Source organism: Streptomyces sp. TRM68416 (genome assembly GCF_014596915.1).
Taxonomy (GTDB): Bacteria; Actinomycetota; Actinomycetes; order Streptomycetales; family Streptomycetaceae; genus Streptomyces.
The window spans coordinates 43,968-60,139 of record NZ_JACVWU010000013.1; the positions used below are offsets into that span (position 1 = coordinate 43,968).

Genomic DNA, 16,172 nt, shown 5'->3' on the forward strand with positions numbered 1-16,172 from the left:
TACCGGACGACCTCCGCCACTCGCCTCAGTTCCTACGCCCTCAAGCCTCGGCCACCAGGTCGAGGTCCTCGCGACTCGCCGTCGCAGCAAGCTCCGGAACGGGCCACCTGCGGTCGGGCACATACCCCACGCCCCGCCACCACGGCTCGACCGGCAGGACGCCCGCCGGCTCGAACGGCTGTCCCGGAACGGGAAGAGCCGCGGCCTGTCCCACCGCGTCGGCGGCGGCCTTCGTCCACTCGCCGGGCTCGGCCCACGCGTGGAAGGCCAGGTTGAACGTCGCCCAGTGGATCGGGAGCAGGACGCCGTGCGGCCGGCCGCCCTGGAGGTCGAGGTGGGCGCGCATGCCCTCCTCGGGGGTCATGTGGATGTCGGGCCAGAAGTCGCTGTAGGCGCCGATCTGGATCATCGTGGCGTCGAACGGGCCGTGCTCGGCGCCGATGTCCTTGAAGCCCTCGAAGTAGCCGGTATCGCCGCTGTGGTAGATCCGGTGCTCGGTGCCGGCGACGGACCAGGAGGCCCAGAGGGTGTGCTGGGTGTTGCGCAGGCCTCGGCCGCAGAAGTGGCGGGCGGGGGTGGCGGTCAGGGTGAGTCCGCCGATCCTGGTGGCCTCGTGCCAGTCCAGCTCGCGCAGCCGGTCGGCGGAGACTCCCCAGCGCTCCAGGTGGGCGCCGACGCCGAGCGGGACGGCGAACACCGTGTCCGTGCCGGCCAGCGCCTTGATGGTGGGCAGGTCGAGGTGGTCGTAGTGGTCGTGGGAGATGACGACGACGTCGACCGGGCCGAGCGCGGCCAGCGGCAGCGGCACCGGGTGCAGCCGCTTGGGGCCGACGAAGGGGAACGGGGAGCAGCGCTCGCCCCACACCGGGTCGAAGAGCACCCGGTGTCCGTCGATCTCCGCGAGGACACTGGAGTGGCCCATCCAGGTGAGGCGCAGCCCGGTGGCGGGCAGGCGCGCGATGTCGGCCAGTGTGGTGGCGTGCACCGGGAGGGTGCCCTGGGGGGCGCGCCGGGGGCGCTGGTCGCGGTCGAAGAAGACCTTGGCGAATTCGCTCATCGAGCCGGACGGCCGGGTGCGGGCGATGCCTCCGGGGTTCTGGAAGACGCCGTCCTTGAAGTGGGGCGACCTGCGGATGCGTGCCAGGCGTTCACCGCTCGGGTCCGCGCCGAAGGCCTCCGGCTCCAGCGCGCGGAGCCTGGAGCTCAGGGAACGGAAACCGGTCACGGTACCTCCAGGTGGAGTCGTCGAGGCATCCATTATGGTCGCCCGCTCCGACAACTCCCGATCACCGTTCTCCCGGATCCGTCCGGCGACTGCGTTGACAGTCCGGACACCACGTCTCAATACTGACCAGTAATTCAGTAAGGAGACTCCATGGCCGCCCCCCTCCTGTCCCTCACCTGGACCGATCACATCACCGGCCGCAAGGGCTTTCTCGTGGTCGACCGGCTCGTACGAGGGGTGTCCAGCGGCGGGCTGCGGATGCGCGAGGGCTGCACCCTCGACGAGGTCACCGGCCTCGCGCGCGGAATGACCATGAAGGAAGCGCTGCACTACGACCCCGAATGCCGCTACGTGCCGCTCGGCGGCGCCAAGGGCGGCATCGACTGCGATCCACGGGACCCGGGCGCGTACGACCTTCTGGTGCGCTACCTGCGGGCGATGCGGCCGTACGTCGAGGACTTGTGGACCACCGGGGAGGACCTCGGTCTCAGCCAGGACGTGGTGGACCGTGCCGCCGCCGAGGCCGGGCTGGTGTCGTCGGTCCAGGCCGTGTATCCGCTGCTGGACGACGAGGCCGCGGCCCGTCGGCGCCTGTCGGACGCCTTCGCCGTCGAGGTGGACGGCATCGGACTGGCCGAGCTGGTCGGCGGCTGCGGCGTGGCCGAGTCGGTGCTCACCGCGCTGGACCGGGCGGCGGTGCCGTACTGGAGGACGCGCGTCGCCGTGCAGGGATTCGGAACCATGGGCGGCGCGACGGCCCGCTTCCTCACGCGCGCGGGGCTCACGGTCGTGGCGGTGGCCGACATCAAGGGCACGATCGCCAACCCGGCGGGCCTCGACGTCGAGAGCCTGCTCGCCGCGCGGGACGCGCACGGCACCGTCGACCGCGCCGCCCTGCGCCCCGGCGACCGCGAACTGCCGGGCGACGCCTGGCTGTCGGCCGAGGCGGAGGTGCTGGTACCCGCGGCCGTTTCCTACGCCGTCGACACCGCCAACCAGGGACAAATCACCGCCCGTTGGATCGTCGAGGCGGCCAACATGCCGGTCCTGCCCGAGGCGGAGAACCTGCTGGCCGCGCGCGGCGTCACCGTGCTGCCCGACGTCGTGGTCAACTCCGCCACGAACGCCTGGTGGTGGTGGACCCTCTTCGGTGACGTCGGCCCGGACGCGGAGGAGGCCCTCGCCCATGTCCGCCGCGCCATGCGCACCCTGACGGAAGGCATGCTCGCCCGCGCGGAGCGGGACGGCACGACACCGCGAGCCGCCGCACACGCGATCGCCGCGGAGCGACTGCCGGTGATCGCGGATCGGTACGGGTGGCACCGGTGACCACGGGACGGTACGCGTGGTACCGGTGAACCGGCCGACAGGAACCCCGAATCCGGCCGGTCGCCCGGCCCGCGCCCGTGGCCAGGACCTGTCGGTCCCCCTCCGTCGCCGCGCGTGCCGGGGATAGGGTGAGTCGCGTGGCGAGAGTGCGATTGAGCGTGGCGGAGCGGCGTGAGGAGCTGCTGCGCGCCGCCATCGAGCAGATCGAGGCGCGGGGCGTGGCGGCGGTCAGGATCGCCGACGTGGCCTCGGTGCTCGGTGTGAGCAACGCGCTCGTGCTCTACCACTTCTCCACGAAGGAGAAACTGGTCGCCGCCGCCTTCGCCTACGCCGCCGAGGACGACCTCGCCCATCTGCGCAAGCTGCTCGGCCGCCGTACGACGGCGTTGCGCCGGCTGCGTGCGGCCGTCCGCTGGTACGCGCCGACGGGCCAGGCCAAGGGCTGGCGGCTGTGGATCGAGGGCTGGGCGGCGGCGCTGCGCGAGCCCGCCCTGCGCGAGGTCACCCAGGATCTTGACCGGGAGTGGAAGGCCGCGATCGCCGACGTCATCGCGGAGGGCGTGGCCGCGGGCGAGTTCCACTGCCCGGACCCCTCGGCCGCCGCCCTGCGTCTGACGGCCCTTCTCGACGGGCTCGCCGTGCAGCTGACGTCCTACCCCGGCTCGCTCTCCCGCGCGCGTGCGCAGGAATGGGCCGACGAGGCACTGGCCCGGGAGCTGGGCCCGGCACGGGAGTCGTCGGCGCTCACTCCAGCTCGTACACGGCCGTGACCGTCACGGTGTCCCGGATCTCGCCGGGCGCGACCGGCACGCCCGCGCCGCCGTCGGCGATGTCCGCGGGGGCCGGGTAGGGGTACGGACCGCCCGACGCGCCCTCGGTGACCGAGACCAGACGACCCAGACTCCGTCCGCTGAGGCGGGCGTACTGGAGCGCCTTGGCGTGCGCGTCCCCGTAGGCGGCCTCACGCGCGCGTGCGCGCAGTGCGGTGCGGTCGGAGACGTCGAAGGCGACCCCGTGGACGCGGCCGGCGTCTCCGGTGGCGTCCGTGATCGCCTGGATGACCTCGCCGGTCCGGCCGATGTCCCGGACCGTCACCGAGAAGGTCTGCGCGGCCTGATACCCGGTCAGTCGGGCGGCGCCGTCCTGGTAGTTGTGGACGGGCACGAGGGACAGTCCTTCGGTACGGATGTCCCGCTCGGCGATCCCCTGTGCGCGTACGGCGCGCAGCAGGGCGCCGGCGGCCCTGCTCTGGGCCTCCTGTGCCGCCCGGGCGGTCTCGGCGACGGCCTCGACCCCGGCGCTGACGACGGCCAGGTCGGGCGCGGCGGTCGCGCTGCCGGCGCCGGTCACGGTCACGGTGCCCGGGGTCGGCGCGAGGCGCGCCGCGGCGGTGACGGGGCCGGTCAGCCCGCTCGACACGACGACGGGGCCGGTCAGCGCGGTCGCCGGGGTGGCCGCGAGGGCGGGCAGGCCGAGGGCGAGGAGGGCGGCCGCGAGGGTGGCGGCGGTGCGGGGCAGCGGTGCGGGCATACGGTGCCGGCCTTCCGGGTACGGCGGGGACGGTGCGCGCCCGCCCCAGCAGGACGGCGCGCGCCCGTCCCAGCACGACGGTGCGCGCTCATCCCAGCACCGGGCCCGGCACCCGCGCGTGCACCACTCCCCCGCGGTCACCTCACTGGTCGAGCCCGCGCCACGACGCGGGCGGCGGCGGCCTTCAGGCCACCGACTCGATCCGCATCTTGATGTCGTACGGCGACAGACTCCCCTTGGCCGTCACGTGGTCGCCCGACGACTCCCCGCGCAGCCGGCGTCCGATCCACGGCACGAGGTACTCGCGTGCCCAGTTGACGTCGTCCCTGCGGATCTCCAGGGTGCCGCGCGGCGGAAGCGGCGGCCACGGCTGGTCGGGGTCGGCCGGGACCTCCAGGCCGAGGACCTGGCCCGCGCGCAGCGCCACGCGCGTGTGCCCCTCGGGCGAGAGATGCAGCCGGTCGTCGTCCCAGGCGCGCCGGTCCTGGACGGTCTTGAGGGACCACAGGTCCAGCACGGGGCAGCCGTACCGGTCGGCGATGGCCCGGACATGCAGGTTGTACGTGGCGATCTTGCCGCGCAGGTGCTTCAGCACCGGCACGCCGCGGGTGTCGAAGCCGGTCGTCACCAGCACGGTGCCGGCGACCTCGGTGAGCCGCGCGATGGCCCGCTCGTAGCGCTCGGCGACCTCGTCGGGGTCGCTGCCGGGCCGGATGATGTCGTTGCCGCCGGCACAGAAGGACACCAGGTCCGGTCTGAGTTCGACGGCCCGTGGGACCTGGTCCGCCACGATCTGGTCGAGCAGTTTGCCCCGTACGGCCAGGTTCGTGTAGTCGAAGTCGCCCTCGGGCCGCCGGTCGGCGAGCAGCACCGCGAACCGGTCGGCCCAGCCGACGAAGGCCCCGTCGGGGCCGGGGTCGCCGACGCCCTCGGTGAAGCTGTCCCCCACCGCCACGTACGACCCGATCACTGATCTGTTGTCACTCTTCGAATCGTCTGCCACATCGGCACATGATTCACCGTTGAATGTGACCTACGCGACCGTAGGCAGGGGTTGACGAGCGGTGAGATAAGCCACTCCCAAAGGATTGGCCAAACCTGGAATAAGCCTCCGATCAGGGCTGTTGCCCGCTCATCCGCCGTCCCCGCACACGGACCGCCGAAGGCCGGACCCGGGGATCGGGGTCCGGCCTTCGGGGGCGTGTCAGGCGGGGTGGTGCGGGCGGCGTCAGCCGATGGCGACGCCCTTCGAGCGGAGGTAAGCGACCGGGTCGATGTCCGAGCCGTACTCCGGCGTGGTGCGCATCTCGAAGTGCAGGTGCGGGCCGGTCGAGTTGCCGGTCGAGCCGGAGAGGCCGATCTGCTGGCCCCCGGTCACCGTCTGTCCGCTGGAGACGGACAGCGAGGACAGGTGGGCGTACTGGGCGTAGTAGCCGTCGGCGAGCCTGATGACGACCTGGTTGCCGTAGGCCCCGGCCCAGCCGGCGGAGACGACGGTGCCCGCGCCCACGGCCTTCAGGGAGGTGCCCGTCGGCGCCGCGAAGTCGACGCCGGTGTGGTAGCCGCTGGACCACATGCTGCCCGCGACCTTGTAGGAGGTGCTGACGCCCGCGCCCGTCACCGGGGCGGAGAAGCCGCCGGAGGAGGACTCGGCGGCCTGGGCGGCCGGTGCCGGCTGCGCAGCGGAGGACTGCGCGGAGCCGGAGGACTGCGTGGGCGCGGAGGAGTCCGTGGAGGGCTTCGGCGCGGACTGCGAGGCGGAGGAGCCGGAGGAGCGGGAAGCCCTGGAGGGGGACCTCTCGGCCGTACCCGCGGAGGCGGCCTTCTGGCCGATCGACAGCTTCAGGCCCGGGTGGATCAGCGACGGGTCGCCGCCGACGGCCTCACGGTTGTCCCGGTAGAGCTTCTGCCAGCCGCCGCTGACGTCCTGCTCGTCGGCGATCTTCGACAGATAGTCGCCCGGCCGCACCGTGTAGCTCTTCACGGCGGTCGTGGCGGCCTTCTTCCCGGCCGACTTCTTCGCCGCCGCCTTTTCGGCCGCCGTCTTCTCGGCGGTCTTCTTCTCCGCCACCGGAAGGGACTGGACGGCCTTTTCCGAAACGGACTGCGACTCGGCCGCGTGGGCGCCGGTGGCACCCAGGAGCGGAAGGGCGAGTGCGGCTCCGCCGGTTCCGGCGACGGCGATCGAACGGGTGAAGCGCTGGGTCTTGGGACGGCGGTGCTTACCCCTCGCGGGCATGACGAATTCCTCTCCGGCGCCTACGAGGTGAGCTGTCGGGTGCGGACTGGAGATGTCCGGCCGCGCACTGGGCGCGACTTGACCCCAAGCCTGTTCCGGAGACCGGAACAGGCGGTTGTGCCTGTGGGTCCCCCGCTCCTGCCGGGTACGGGTGAGTGTGCGGATCCCGGACGGCGGCAGGATTAGGCGTCCGTCCGGAGTGGTGGCGAACGTAAGCGACCAAGACGCAAAGGGACAAGCAGAAGGTTCCGCTCCCATGCGTTCCTCTTGATCCCCTGTGAGAATTCCCGGTCACCCTCCGTGCATGGGGTGGCCCGCCGTTTCCGTAAACCCCCTTGAAAACCACTTGAATTACGTGAACATGACGGGCGACGCACGGTCACGGATATGACGCTGCTCACGTGACGTCGCTCCAGACTCCTTTACTCCAGAGCGAGTTGGAATGAAGGCTGCAATTCGGGCAGAACTCTCAGATGCGACGCAGTCGGAGAACCGTCGCATCGAGGTCGCCCCGCAGCCCCGTGCGCAGCCCGTGCTGCATCAGGACCGCACCCCGGTGAACTTCACCCGTTTCGCGGCATTCGTACGACGCCGTCGGGTCGAGTCCGCGCAGCCGCACCGCCGGTGCCGGCTCGCCGAACCGCTGCGCCTGGAGCCAGGCGAGGACGACGCTCTCGTCGCCGAGCACGTACTGCACGGCGCTCAGCCCGCCCCGCGGGGGCCGCAGCCGATGGAGGTCGCCGCGCTGCACGAGGGGCCGGATCTCCTTGTAGAGATCCACCCATTTGCGGGCCTCGGCCAGTTCCTCCTCGGTCCACCGCGTGAGGTCTCCGCCGACCCCCAGCACCCCGGCCATCGCGCTCACGAACCGGAACCGGAGCGAGCTGACCCGGCCGTTCAGCATGGCGTTGGGGCTGTCCGTGACCCAGGCGGCCATCACGCGCGCGGGATGGAGCTGGCTGAAGCCGTGCTGGATGGCGAGCCGGTCGAGCGGGTCGGTGTTGTCGGAGGTCCACACCTGGTCGGTACGGCTCAGGACACCGAGGTCGATCCGGCCGCCGCCGCCCGAGCAGGACTCGAAGGCCACGCCGGGATGGGCGGCCCGCAGCCGGTCCAGCAGGCCGTACAGGGCGTGCACGTGGTCGGTCCACAGCCGCTGCGGGTACGGCTCCCCGGGCCAGCCGGCGTCGGTGAAGCAGCGGTTGAAGTCCCACTTCACGTAATCGATCGGAGCGCTGGAGAGAAGGCTGTCGAGCTGGGTCCAGAGGTAGTCCTGGACGTCCTCGCGCGCGAGATTCAGTACGAGCTGATTGCGGAACTCCGTCCGCTTTCGTCCCGGATGGTGCTGCACCCAGTCCGGGTGGGCGCGGTACAGGTCGCTGTCCGGGTTGACCATCTCCGGTTCGACCCAGATGCCGAACTGCATGCCGAGGTCGTGCACCTGGTCGGCGAGCGGCTTGAGGCCGGACGGGAAGCGGTCGGGGTTGGGGGTCCAGTCGCCGAGGCCTGCGCGGTCACTGGTGCGCGCCCCGAACCAGCCGTCGTCGACGACGAACAGCTCGACGCCGATCGCCGCGGCCCGCCGGGCGAGCGCGAGCTGCTGGTCCTCGGAGATGTCGAACTCCGTGGCCTCCCAGGAGTTGAACAGCACCGGCCGGTCCCGGTCGGCGTCCGGCACCACGTACGCCCTCTGGTACGCGTGCCAGGCCCGGCTCGCCCCGCCGAAGCCGCCGTCGCTCCACAGACCGGCGAAGACGGGGGTGGTGAACGACTCCCCGGCCGCCAGCCGGAGCAGTCCGGAGTCGTCGTGTCCGGCGCCGCCGGTGATCTGTACGCGCGCGTCGGGGAGTTGGGCCACGGCGATCCGCCAGGACCCCGACCAGCCCAGGGCGCAGCCGTACACCTCGCCGCGCTCCTCGGTGGCGTCGGTGTCGAGGGCCACCCAGGGCAGGTGCTGGTGTCCGGTGTGGCCGCGGCGGCTGCCGATGACCTTCTCGCCGTAGGTGAGCGGGGTGCGCACCAGGCGGGACTCGGCGGCCCAGCGGCCGTGCAACTGGGAGAGCCGCCAGTCCTCCCGCTCGGGCAGCGTCCAGGTGGCGGAGTCCGCGCGCAGCACCTCGACGGCGGGCCCGTCGTTGCGCAGGGTCACCCAGCGCTCGACGACGTCGCCGCGCATGCGGTAGTGCAGCGTGACGGCGAGCCCGTCGTCGCGGAACCGCAGTCTCAGTTCCTCGTCCTCCGTCTCGGCCGCCTCGAAGCGCCACTCGGTGCCGCGCCGCTCCTCGGTGCGCACCGACAGGGCGGGCCGGACGAAGCGGGGACCGCCCTCGACCGGGTACTCCTCATGTCCGTCCAGCAGGGACTCGAAGGGCCGGTAGTCGGGCAGCGGACGGGCCGCGAGCGCCTCGGCGTCGGCCAGGGCGATGCGCGCTCCCCAGTGCAGGTGCAGCAGCTCGTCGTCCGCGCCGAGATGCAGGGCGTAACTGCCCGTCGGCCCGGACAGCAGCCACGTACGTCCGTCATCGGAGATCTCCAGCATCGCCCACCTCACAGATCCGCACACGCACACTCAAGTACCAACATCATCAAGCGTGACGAGGCCTCACGGCAATGCCTTGTGGACAACCGGCGGACAACCGCCTGTGGACAACTCATTGCCCCAGGAACCCATGTCGTATCGTCGAGAGGTGCCCGTCGACGAGCCGCGTCGGCGGCACCGGCTGGGAGGAGCCCCCGTGACGCAGCAGATCCCGTCGACCGAACCCGAGCTGGCCGGAGTCCGCAACTTCCGCGACGTGGGCGGGCTGCCGACGGTGGACGGACGGCGGGTGCGCCACGGAGTGCTGTTCCGCAGCGGCCACCTCGCGCACGCCACCGACGAGGACGCGGCCTTCCTCGGCTCCCTCGGCCTGCACACGATCTTCGACTTCCGCAACGCCGCGGACCAGAAGCTGGAGGGTCCGGACGTCGAGCTGGCGGGCGTGCGCAATGTGAACCTGCCGCTGTCCGACCCCGCGGAGGGCGCCGAGTTCTGGAAGATGGTGCGCGACGGCGACCTCGACCAACTGCGCGCGATCCTGGCCGACGGCAAGGGTGCGCAGCGCATGATCGACTCGTACCGCATGATCATCAAGGAGCGCACCGCCGAGCACTCCCAGGTGCTGCACTCCCTCGCCGAGGACAGCGTTCCGGCGCTGATGCACTGCGCCGCGGGCAAGGACCGGGCCGGCCTGTCGATAGCGGTGACCCTGCTCGCCCTGGGTGTCGAGCGGGAGGCGATCGTCGCCGACTACCTGGAGTCGAACGCCAAGCACCGCCGCTACAAGGTGCACCGCAGCAGCACCGCCGCCTCGGCCTACTCCCCCGAGATCATGGAGCTGCTCAGCCCGCTCTTCGACGCGCGCGCCGAGTATCTGACGGCGGCCTTCGAGACCATCGAGGAGACCTGGGGCGGCGTCGAGAGCTACCTGGAGCAGGGGCTGCGGCTCACCCCCGGGCTGCGGGAGCGGCTGCGGGACCTGCTGCTCGACTGAGCCCGGCGGCTACTGCTTGGCCCCCAGCTCGAACAGCAGGTAGATGAAGGCCGCGAAGACATGGCCGACCGCGATGTAGATGATCAGGCGCACCCACAGGGCGCGCGGGAACTTCTCCTCCATGTCGCTCATGGCGTCGCTCCGGTCTCCGAAGGGGTCGGCCCCAGGCACAGGGCGGCCGTGGGGCTCTGCAGCAGGGTGTGGACGAACAGCAGGTCGACCCCGTCGCGGTCGAGCGCGGCGATGCGGTGCGGGGTCAGCGAGTCGAAGTGCGCGCTGTCGCCGGGCGCGAGCCGGTGCACGGTGTCGCCGAGGCGCAGCCGCAGCCGCCCGGTGAGGACGTAGAGCCACTCCTCGCCGGGGTGCACCCGCACGATGTCGCCCTGCGAGCCGTGCGGGACGTGCACCCGCAGGGCCTGCATACCGCGGCCGGGCGCGCCGGCCTGCCAGTAGGTCCAGCCGCCCGCGGGGGCCGGCTCCATGTCGGCGGCGCGCACGACGGCGTCCCGGTCGGCGACCGTCTCGCCGAGCAGCTCGGAGACGGTCGTACCGTAGATGCGGGCGAGTGACAGCAGCATCGGCAGGGACGGCTGGCGCTGCCCGGTCTCCAGCCGGGAGAGGTGGGCGGGCGACAGTCCGGCCGCGCGGGCCGCGGCCTCCAGGGTGAGGGAGGCCTGGCGCCGCAGGGAACGGAGCTGCGGCGCCATGACGGGCAGGTCGTCCACCGGCCCGGTCTCGGGAGAGCTCATGCTCTCCATTCAGCCGGAGCCTTGCCCGTGGGGCAAATTCCTTGCCTCAGAGGCAAAAGGTCGATGTGCTCCGGTCCCTACCGGTTGGCCACCGCCTGCTTCACCAGGGTCCGCCCGAACTCCCACATCAGGCCACTGCCGCTGTGCGCGTCGTCCATCACATCGGTGAAGGCGTCCACGAAGCGGTCCACCTCCCGCTCGCCCACGATCAGCGGCGGGATCAGCTTGATCACCTCCAGGTGGTCGCCGGAGACCTGGGTGAGGATCCGGTGCCGCTGGAGCAGGGGTACGACGACCATCTGCGCGAACAGGCCCTTGCGGGCGGCCTGGAGCATGGTCCAGCGGCCGCGCAGCTTCAGGGAGGAGGGCCGGCCGAACTCGATGCCGATCATCAGGCCCCGGCCGCGGACGTCGGCGAGCAGCTCGTACTTGTCGACCAGTGTCGCGAGTCGGGACTTCAGCAGCTCGCCCGTGGCACGGGCGTTCGCGACGATCTGCTCGTTCTCCATGACCGCGAGCACGGCGAGCCCGGCCGCCATGGCCTGCGCGTTGGACCCGAAGCTGGCCGAGTGCACCAGCACCCGGTCCATCGACGAGTACACCTTCTTGAAGATCCAGTCCTTGCCCAGGGTGGCGCCGACCGGCACATAGCCGCCGGAGAGCGCCTTCGCCACGCACACCAGGTCCGGCTCGACGCCGTCCTCGTGCTGGTAGGCGTAGAAGTCCCCGGTCCGGCCGAGGCCGGTCTGCACCTCGTCGGCGATGAGCAGGGCCTTGTGCCGGTGCAGCAGTTCCTGCGCGGCGCGCAGATAGCCGGGCGGGGCCTCGTGCACGCCCTTGCCCTGGATCGGCTCCACGATCAGCGCGGCCACGTCGCCCTTCTTCAACTCCCGGGCCAGGGCGTCGAGATCACCGAGGGGTACGGCGGTGTCGGGCAGCAGCGGGGCGAAGCCGTCGCGGAAGCCGTCCTCGCCGTTGACGGACAGGGAGCCGGTGGTCAGGCCGTGGAAGGCGTGGTCGCAGTACAGGATCCGGGGCTTGCCGGTGGCCCGCCGGGCGAACTTCAGCGCGGTCTCGACGGCCTCGGTGCCGCTGTTGCCGAAGAACGCCCGGTCCAGGTGCGGGCTGTGCGCGAGCAGCTTCTCTGCCAGCAGCCCGGGCAGCGGCTGGCAGTCGAAGCGGATGAGGTCGGCGAGCGAGGCGTCGAGGACGTCGTGCAGCGCCTTGCGGACGACGGGGTGGTGGCGGCCCAGGCCCATCACCCCGAACCCGGCGAGCATGTCCAGGTAGTCGTCCCCGTCCGCGTCCCAGAAGTAGGCGCCCTCGGCCCGCTCGTAGACCTTGTCGAAGCCGATGGTGTGCAGCATGCGCGGGAGCTGGTGGTTGAGATGTCTGCCGTGCAGCTCGTAGCGCTCGGCTCCGCGCTCGGCGAGCAGGGCGCCGAGGTCGAACTCCGTGGTCATTCCGCTGTCTCCTCGACTGGCTCCTTGACGGCCAGGCTCGCGCTGATCCGCCCGGCGACCTCCACCGGGGTGAGGCCGATGTCCGCCAGCACCTCGCTCCGCTTGGCGTGCGCGAGGAACTGTTCGGGGATGCCGAACCGCCGTACCGGTACGTCGACTTCGGCGTCCCCCAGGGCCAGCGCCACGGCGGCGCCCACGCCGGACGCGCGGCTGTTGTCCTCGACGACGGCCACCAGCCGGTGCTCGGCGGCGAGGCCGGTCAGGGCGGGGTCGACCGGTTTGACCCAGCGCGGGTCGACGACGGTGCAGCCGATGCCGCGGGCCTCAAGCAGCTCGGCGGCCTGGAGGCAGACCGGCGCCATGACGCCGACGGCCACCAGGAGCACCTCGGGCCGTGCGTCCCGGTGCAGCACGTCCAGGCCGCCGACCCGGTCCACCGCCGGGATCGAGGGGCCCACCGACTCCTTCGGGAAGCGGACCAGCGTGGGCGCGTCGTCCACGGCGACCGCCTCCCGCAACTGGGCCCTGAGCTGGTCGGCGTCGCGCGGCGCGGCGATCCGGAGGCCGGGGACGACCTGGAGCACCGACATGTCCCACATGCCGTTGTGCGAAGCGCCGTCGGCGCCGGTCACCCCCGCCCGGTCCAGCACGAACGTGACGCCGCAACGGTGCAGGGCGACGTCCATCAGCAACTGGTCGAAGGCGCGGTTGAGGAAGGTGGCGTAGACGGCGACGACCGGATGGAGGCCGCCGGTGGCCAGGCCCGCCGCCGACACCGCCGCGTGCTGCTCGGCGATGCCCACGTCCCACACCCGGTCCGGGAAGCGGGCGGCGAACGTGCCGAGACCGACCGGGTGCAGCATGGCCGCCGTGATCGCCACGACGTCCTCGCGCTCCTCGCCGATCCTGACGATCTCCTCGCCGAACACCGAGGTCCAGGAGGGGCCGTTGGACGGGGCGAGCGATTCGCAGGTGAGCGGGTCCATCACGCCGACGGTGTGGAAGTGGTCCTCCTCGTGGGCGAGGGCGGGTTCGTAGCCGCGGCCCTTCTCGGTGAGGCAGTGGACCAGGACGGGGCCGTGGAAGCGTTTCGCGCGGCGCAGCGCGGACTCGACGGCGCCGATGTCGTGTCCGTCGATCGGGCCGACGTACTTCAGGCCCAGGTCCTCGAAGAGACCCTGCGGGGCGAAGGCGTCCTTGAAACCCTTCTTGGCGCCGTGCAGGGCCTCGTAGACGGTGTGGCCGACCACGGGGGTGCGCAGCAGGACGTCCTTGCCCCAGGCCAGGACCTTCTCGTAGCCGTCGGTGGTACGCAGGGCGGCCAGGTGGTTGGCGAGACCCCCGATGGTCGGTGAGTACGACCGCTCGTTGTCGTTGACGACGATGATCAGCGGCTGGTCCTTGGCGGCGGCGATGTTGTTCAGCGCCTCCCAGGCCATGCCGCCGGTCAGGGCGCCGTCGCCGATGACCGCGACGACGTGTCCCTTCTCCCCCTGGACCCGGCGGGCCTTGGCGAGTCCGTCGGCCCAGCCGAGCGCGGTGGACGCGTGGCTGTTCTCCACGATGTCGTGCTCGGACTCCTCGCGCGAGGGGTAGCCCGACAGACCGCCCTTGCCGCGCAGCTTGGAGAAGTCCTGACGTCCCGTCAACAGCTTGTGCACATAGCTCTGATGACCGGTGTCCCACACGATGCGGTCGACCGGCGACTCGAAGACCCGGTGGAGCGCGACGGTGAGTTCCACCACCCCGAGATTGGGTCCGAGGTGTCCGCCGGTCCTGGCCACCGCGTGCACCAGGAACTCCCTTATTTCTTCGGACAGTTCACCGAGTTCCGCCTCGGACAGCGCCTTCAGGTCGCGTGGTCCCCGGATGTTCTCCAGAATCGTCACGTCGGGCCCCCTTCGGTCCGTGCTGCTCAACTCACGGTGACGGCCGGCTCCCCCGACGCGACGCCGTCCTGCTCCATCTGTTCGGCGATCTTCATCGCCTCCTCGATGAGGGTCTCCACGATCTTCGACTCGGGTACGGTCTTGATGACCTCGCCCTTCACGAAGATCTGCCCCTTGCCGTTGCCGGAGGCGACCCCCAGATCCGCTTCCCGCGCCTCGCCGGGGCCGTTGACCACACACCCCATGACCGCGACGCGCAGCGGCACTTCCATGCCCTCCAGACCGGCCGTGACCTCGTCGGCCAGCTTGTAGACGTCCACCTGGGCGCGCCCGCAGGACGGGCACGACACGATCTCCAGCCGCCGTTCCCGGAGACCCAGCGACTGAAGGATCTGGATGCCGACCTTGACCTCCTCGACGGGCGGCGCGGAGAGGGAGACCCGGATGGTGTCGCCGATGCCCTGGGAGAGCAGCGCGCCGAAGGCCACCGCCGACTTGATCGTGCCCTGGAACGCCGGGCCCGCCTCCGTCACACCGAGGTGGAGCGGGTAGTCGCACTGGGCGGCGAGCTGCCGGTACGCCTCGACCATGACCACGGGGTCGTTGTGCTTGACCGAGATCTTGATGTCCCGGAAACCGTGCTCCTCGAAGAGCGAGGCCTCCCACAGGGCGCTCTCGACCAGCGCCTCGGGGGTGGCCCTGCCGTACTTCTGCAGCAGTCGGCGGTCCAGCGAGCCCGCGTTGACGCCGATCCGGATGGGCGTGCCGTGGTCCTTCGCGGCCCGCGCGATCTCCTTGACCTTGTCGTCGAACTGCTTGATGTTGCCGGGGTTCACCCGGACCGCCGCGCAGCCCGCCTCGATCGCGGCGAACACGTACTTGGGCTGGAAGTGGATGTCCGCGATCACCGGGATCTGCGACTTGCGCGCGACGGTCGCGAGGGCGTCCGCGTCGTCCTGCGTGGGGCAGGCGACGCGGACGATCTGGCAGCCGGAGGCGGTGAGTTCCGCGATCTGCTGCAGGGTGGCGCCGACGTCCGACGTACGGGTCGTCGTCATCGACTGCACCGACACCGGGGCCCCGCCCCCGACCGGCACCGGTCCGACCTGGATCCGGCGCGACGCGCGCCGCTCGGCGATCGGGCGGACCGGTACCTCGGGCACGCCCAGGGGGACGGCGGTCATGACATCACTCCCGGTTCCCGTTGACCGTCTCGCGCATGGCGCGCAGGGACTCCTTCAGGGACCCCATGGTGGCGAGGACGGCGGTGGGCTCGTAGCCGCAGTGCGCCATGCAGTTGGCGCAGCGCGGGTCCTTGCCGCGGCCGTACTTGTCCCAGTCGGTCTCCTCGATCAGTTGGCGGTACGTCGGCACGTACCCGTCGCTCATCAGGTAGCAGGGGCGCTGCCAGCCGAAGAGCGAGTAGTTGGGGATCGCCCAGGCGGTGCACGGGAAGTCGACCTTGCCCTCCAGGAAGTCCAGGAAGAGCGGCGAGTGGTTGAGCCGCCAGCGGCGCCGGTTGCCGCCGGAGAAGGCCTTCTTGAACAGCTCGCGGGTCTGCTCCACGCCCAGGAAGTGCTCCTGGTCGGGCGCCTTCTCGTAGGCGTAGGCGGGCGAGATCATCATCTCGTCGACCTTGAGGTCGTCGTTGAGGAAGTTGAGCACCTCGACGATGGTCTGCGGGGTGTCGGTGTTGAAGAAGGTGGAGTTGGTGGTGACCCGGAAGCCGCGCCGCTTGGCCTCCTTGATGGCCGCCACGGCCTCGTCGAACACGCCCTCCTTGGCCACGGACTCGTCGTGGCGCTCGCGCAGGCCGTCGATGTGCACGGCGAACGCGAAATAGGGCGAGGGCTTGAACTTGTCGATCTTCTTGCGCAGCAGCATGGCATTGGTGCACAGGAAGACGTACTTCCGCTTGGCCACCAACTGCCGCACGATTTCGTCGATCTGAGGGTGCATCAGGGGCTCACCGCCGGCGATGGACACCATCGGGGCGCCGGATTCGAGCACCGCTCCCACGGCCTGAGCGACCGGCATGCGCTGCTTGAGGACCCCCGCAGGATGCTGGATCTTGCCGCAGCCCTCGCACTTGAGGTTGCACGCGTAGAGCGGTTCCAGCTCGACGATGAGCGGAAACTTGTCGCGCCTGCGGAGCTTTTGTTCGGCCAAGTATGTAGCGACCTTGATGGACTGGCGCAGCGGCATGGCCATCTGG

14 protein-coding genes and 1 riboswitch are annotated in these 16,172 nt (G+C 71.1%); of the genes, 3 read left to right on the forward strand and 11 right to left on the reverse strand.

From position 1 onward, the window contains the following. Nucleotides 1-40 precede the first annotated feature (40 nt). A complete protein-coding gene (locus ICC28_RS21300; RefSeq protein ID WP_188290246.1) occupies nucleotides 41-1,225 on the reverse strand; it encodes an MBL fold metallo-hydrolase in 1,185 nt (394 codons plus the stop codon). A 150-nt stretch (nucleotides 1,226-1,375) separates the two neighbouring features. Between ICC28_RS21300 and ICC28_RS21305 the strand changes: the two genes are divergently transcribed. Both ICC28_RS21305 and ICC28_RS21310 read left to right on the forward strand, forming a co-directional pair. After that, nucleotides 1,376-2,554 (forward strand): Glu/Leu/Phe/Val dehydrogenase dimerization domain-containing protein, encoded by a 1,179-nt coding sequence (locus ICC28_RS21305; protein ID WP_188290247.1) that lies wholly within the window; start codon nucleotides 1,376-1,378, stop codon nucleotides 2,552-2,554. Between the two features lie 137 nt (nucleotides 2,555-2,691). Next, a complete protein-coding gene (locus tag ICC28_RS21310; protein WP_188290248.1) occupies nucleotides 2,692-3,324 on the forward strand; it encodes a TetR/AcrR family transcriptional regulator in 633 nt (210 codons plus the stop codon). On the opposite strand, the gene ICC28_RS21315 is transcribed toward ICC28_RS21310, so the two are convergent. The 4 genes from ICC28_RS21315 to ICC28_RS21330 all read right to left on the reverse strand — a co-directional run bounded on the left by ICC28_RS21315 (nucleotide 3,299) and on the right by ICC28_RS21330 (nucleotide 8,862). After that, the gene (locus ICC28_RS21315) at nucleotides 3,299-4,084 is read right to left on the reverse strand and encodes an SIMPL domain-containing protein (protein WP_188290249.1); all 786 of its coding nucleotides are present in this window, start codon (nucleotides 4,082-4,084) and stop codon (nucleotides 3,299-3,301) included. The two genes, ICC28_RS21310 and ICC28_RS21315, sit on opposite strands and share 26 nt — an antisense overlap. Nucleotides 4,085-4,268: 184 nt before the next feature. After that, nucleotides 4,269-5,054 carry an SGNH/GDSL hydrolase family protein gene (locus ICC28_RS21320; RefSeq protein WP_188290250.1) on the reverse strand — a complete coding sequence of 262 codons (786 nt, stop codon included), beginning with the start codon at nucleotides 5,052-5,054 and terminating at the stop codon, nucleotides 4,269-4,271. Nucleotides 5,055-5,312: 258 nt separating this feature from the next. Continuing rightward, complete coding sequence (locus ICC28_RS21325) at nucleotides 5,313-6,323, reverse strand: LysM peptidoglycan-binding domain-containing M23 family metallopeptidase (RefSeq protein WP_188290251.1); 1,011 nt, start codon at nucleotides 6,321-6,323, stop codon at nucleotides 5,313-5,315. 4 nt (nucleotides 6,324-6,327) lie between these two features. Next, nucleotides 6,328-6,487: riboswitch (cyclic di-AMP (ydaO/yuaA leader) on the reverse strand. Nucleotides 6,488-6,792: 305 nt separating this feature from the next. Beyond that, nucleotides 6,793-8,862, reverse strand: a complete 2,070-nt coding sequence (locus ICC28_RS21330) for an alpha-galactosidase (RefSeq protein WP_188290252.1) — start codon at nucleotides 8,860-8,862, stop codon at nucleotides 6,793-6,795. A 196-nt stretch (nucleotides 8,863-9,058) separates the two neighbouring features. Between ICC28_RS21330 and ICC28_RS21335 the strand changes: the two genes are divergently transcribed. After that, nucleotides 9,059-9,856 carry a tyrosine-protein phosphatase gene (locus ICC28_RS21335; protein WP_188290253.1) on the forward strand — a complete coding sequence of 266 codons (798 nt, stop codon included), beginning with the start codon at nucleotides 9,059-9,061 and terminating at the stop codon, nucleotides 9,854-9,856. A 9-nt stretch (nucleotides 9,857-9,865) separates the two neighbouring features. Here the strand turns inward: ICC28_RS21335 and ICC28_RS21340 are convergent, their stop codons facing one another. The 6 genes from ICC28_RS21340 to hpnH form a co-directional block, all read right to left on the reverse strand. Beyond that, nucleotides 9,866-9,988, reverse strand: a complete 123-nt coding sequence (locus ICC28_RS21340; RefSeq protein WP_188290254.1) for a DUF6126 family protein — start codon at nucleotides 9,986-9,988, stop codon at nucleotides 9,866-9,868. Next, entirely contained in the window at nucleotides 9,985-10,605 is a 621-nt protein-coding gene (locus ICC28_RS21345) for a helix-turn-helix domain-containing protein (protein WP_188290255.1), read from the reverse strand. The genes ICC28_RS21340 and ICC28_RS21345 overlap by 4 nt, the downstream gene beginning before the upstream one ends. A 77-nt stretch (nucleotides 10,606-10,682) precedes the next feature. Further along, on the reverse strand, nucleotides 10,683-12,068 hold the full coding sequence (locus tag ICC28_RS21350) for an aspartate aminotransferase family protein (protein ID WP_188290256.1): 1,386 nt from the start codon (nucleotides 12,066-12,068) through the stop codon (nucleotides 10,683-10,685). Further along, nucleotides 12,065-13,957, reverse strand: coding sequence for a 1-deoxy-D-xylulose-5-phosphate synthase (dxs, locus tag ICC28_RS21355; RefSeq protein WP_188290257.1), 1,893 nt, complete (start codon nucleotides 13,955-13,957; stop codon nucleotides 12,065-12,067). Before dxs ends, ICC28_RS21350 begins: the two co-directional genes overlap by 4 nt. Before the next feature lie 26 nt (nucleotides 13,958-13,983). Next, nucleotides 13,984-15,141 (reverse strand): flavodoxin-dependent (E)-4-hydroxy-3-methylbut-2-enyl-diphosphate synthase, encoded by a 1,158-nt coding sequence (gene ispG / locus ICC28_RS21360; RefSeq protein WP_188290258.1) that lies wholly within the window; start codon nucleotides 15,139-15,141, stop codon nucleotides 13,984-13,986. 4 nt (nucleotides 15,142-15,145) lie between these two features. Continuing rightward, a complete protein-coding gene (gene hpnH, locus ICC28_RS21365) occupies nucleotides 15,146-16,168 on the reverse strand; it encodes an adenosyl-hopene transferase HpnH (RefSeq protein WP_188290259.1) in 1,023 nt (340 codons plus the stop codon). Between the last annotated feature and the right edge of the window lie 4 nt (nucleotides 16,169-16,172).

Coding starts and splice junctions, on each gene's coding strand:
- ICC28_RS21305 (WP_188290247.1), top strand. CDS start 1,376: ATGGCCGCCCCCCTCCTGTCCCTCACCTGGACCGATCACATCACCGGC.
- ICC28_RS21315 (WP_188290249.1), bottom strand. CDS start 4,084: ATGCCCGCACCGCTGCCCCGCACCGCCGCCACCCTCGCGGCCGCCCTC.
- ICC28_RS21325 (WP_188290251.1), bottom strand. CDS start 6,323: ATGCCCGCGAGGGGTAAGCACCGCCGTCCCAAGACCCAGCGCTTCACC.
- ICC28_RS21330 (WP_188290252.1), bottom strand. CDS start 8,862: ATGCTGGAGATCTCCGATGACGGACGTACGTGGCTGCTGTCCGGGCCG.
- ICC28_RS21340 (WP_188290254.1), bottom strand. CDS start 9,988: ATGAGCGACATGGAGGAGAAGTTCCCGCGCGCCCTGTGGGTGCGCCTG.
- ICC28_RS21345 (WP_188290255.1), bottom strand. CDS start 10,605: ATGAGCTCTCCCGAGACCGGGCCGGTGGACGACCTGCCCGTCATGGCG.
- ICC28_RS21350 (WP_188290256.1), bottom strand. CDS start 12,068: ATGACCACGGAGTTCGACCTCGGCGCCCTGCTCGCCGAGCGCGGAGCC.
- ispG (WP_188290258.1), bottom strand. CDS start 15,141: ATGACCGCCGTCCCCCTGGGCGTGCCCGAGGTACCGGTCCGCCCGATC.
- hpnH (WP_188290259.1), bottom strand. CDS start 16,168: ATGGCCATGCCGCTGCGCCAGTCCATCAAGGTCGCTACATACTTGGCC.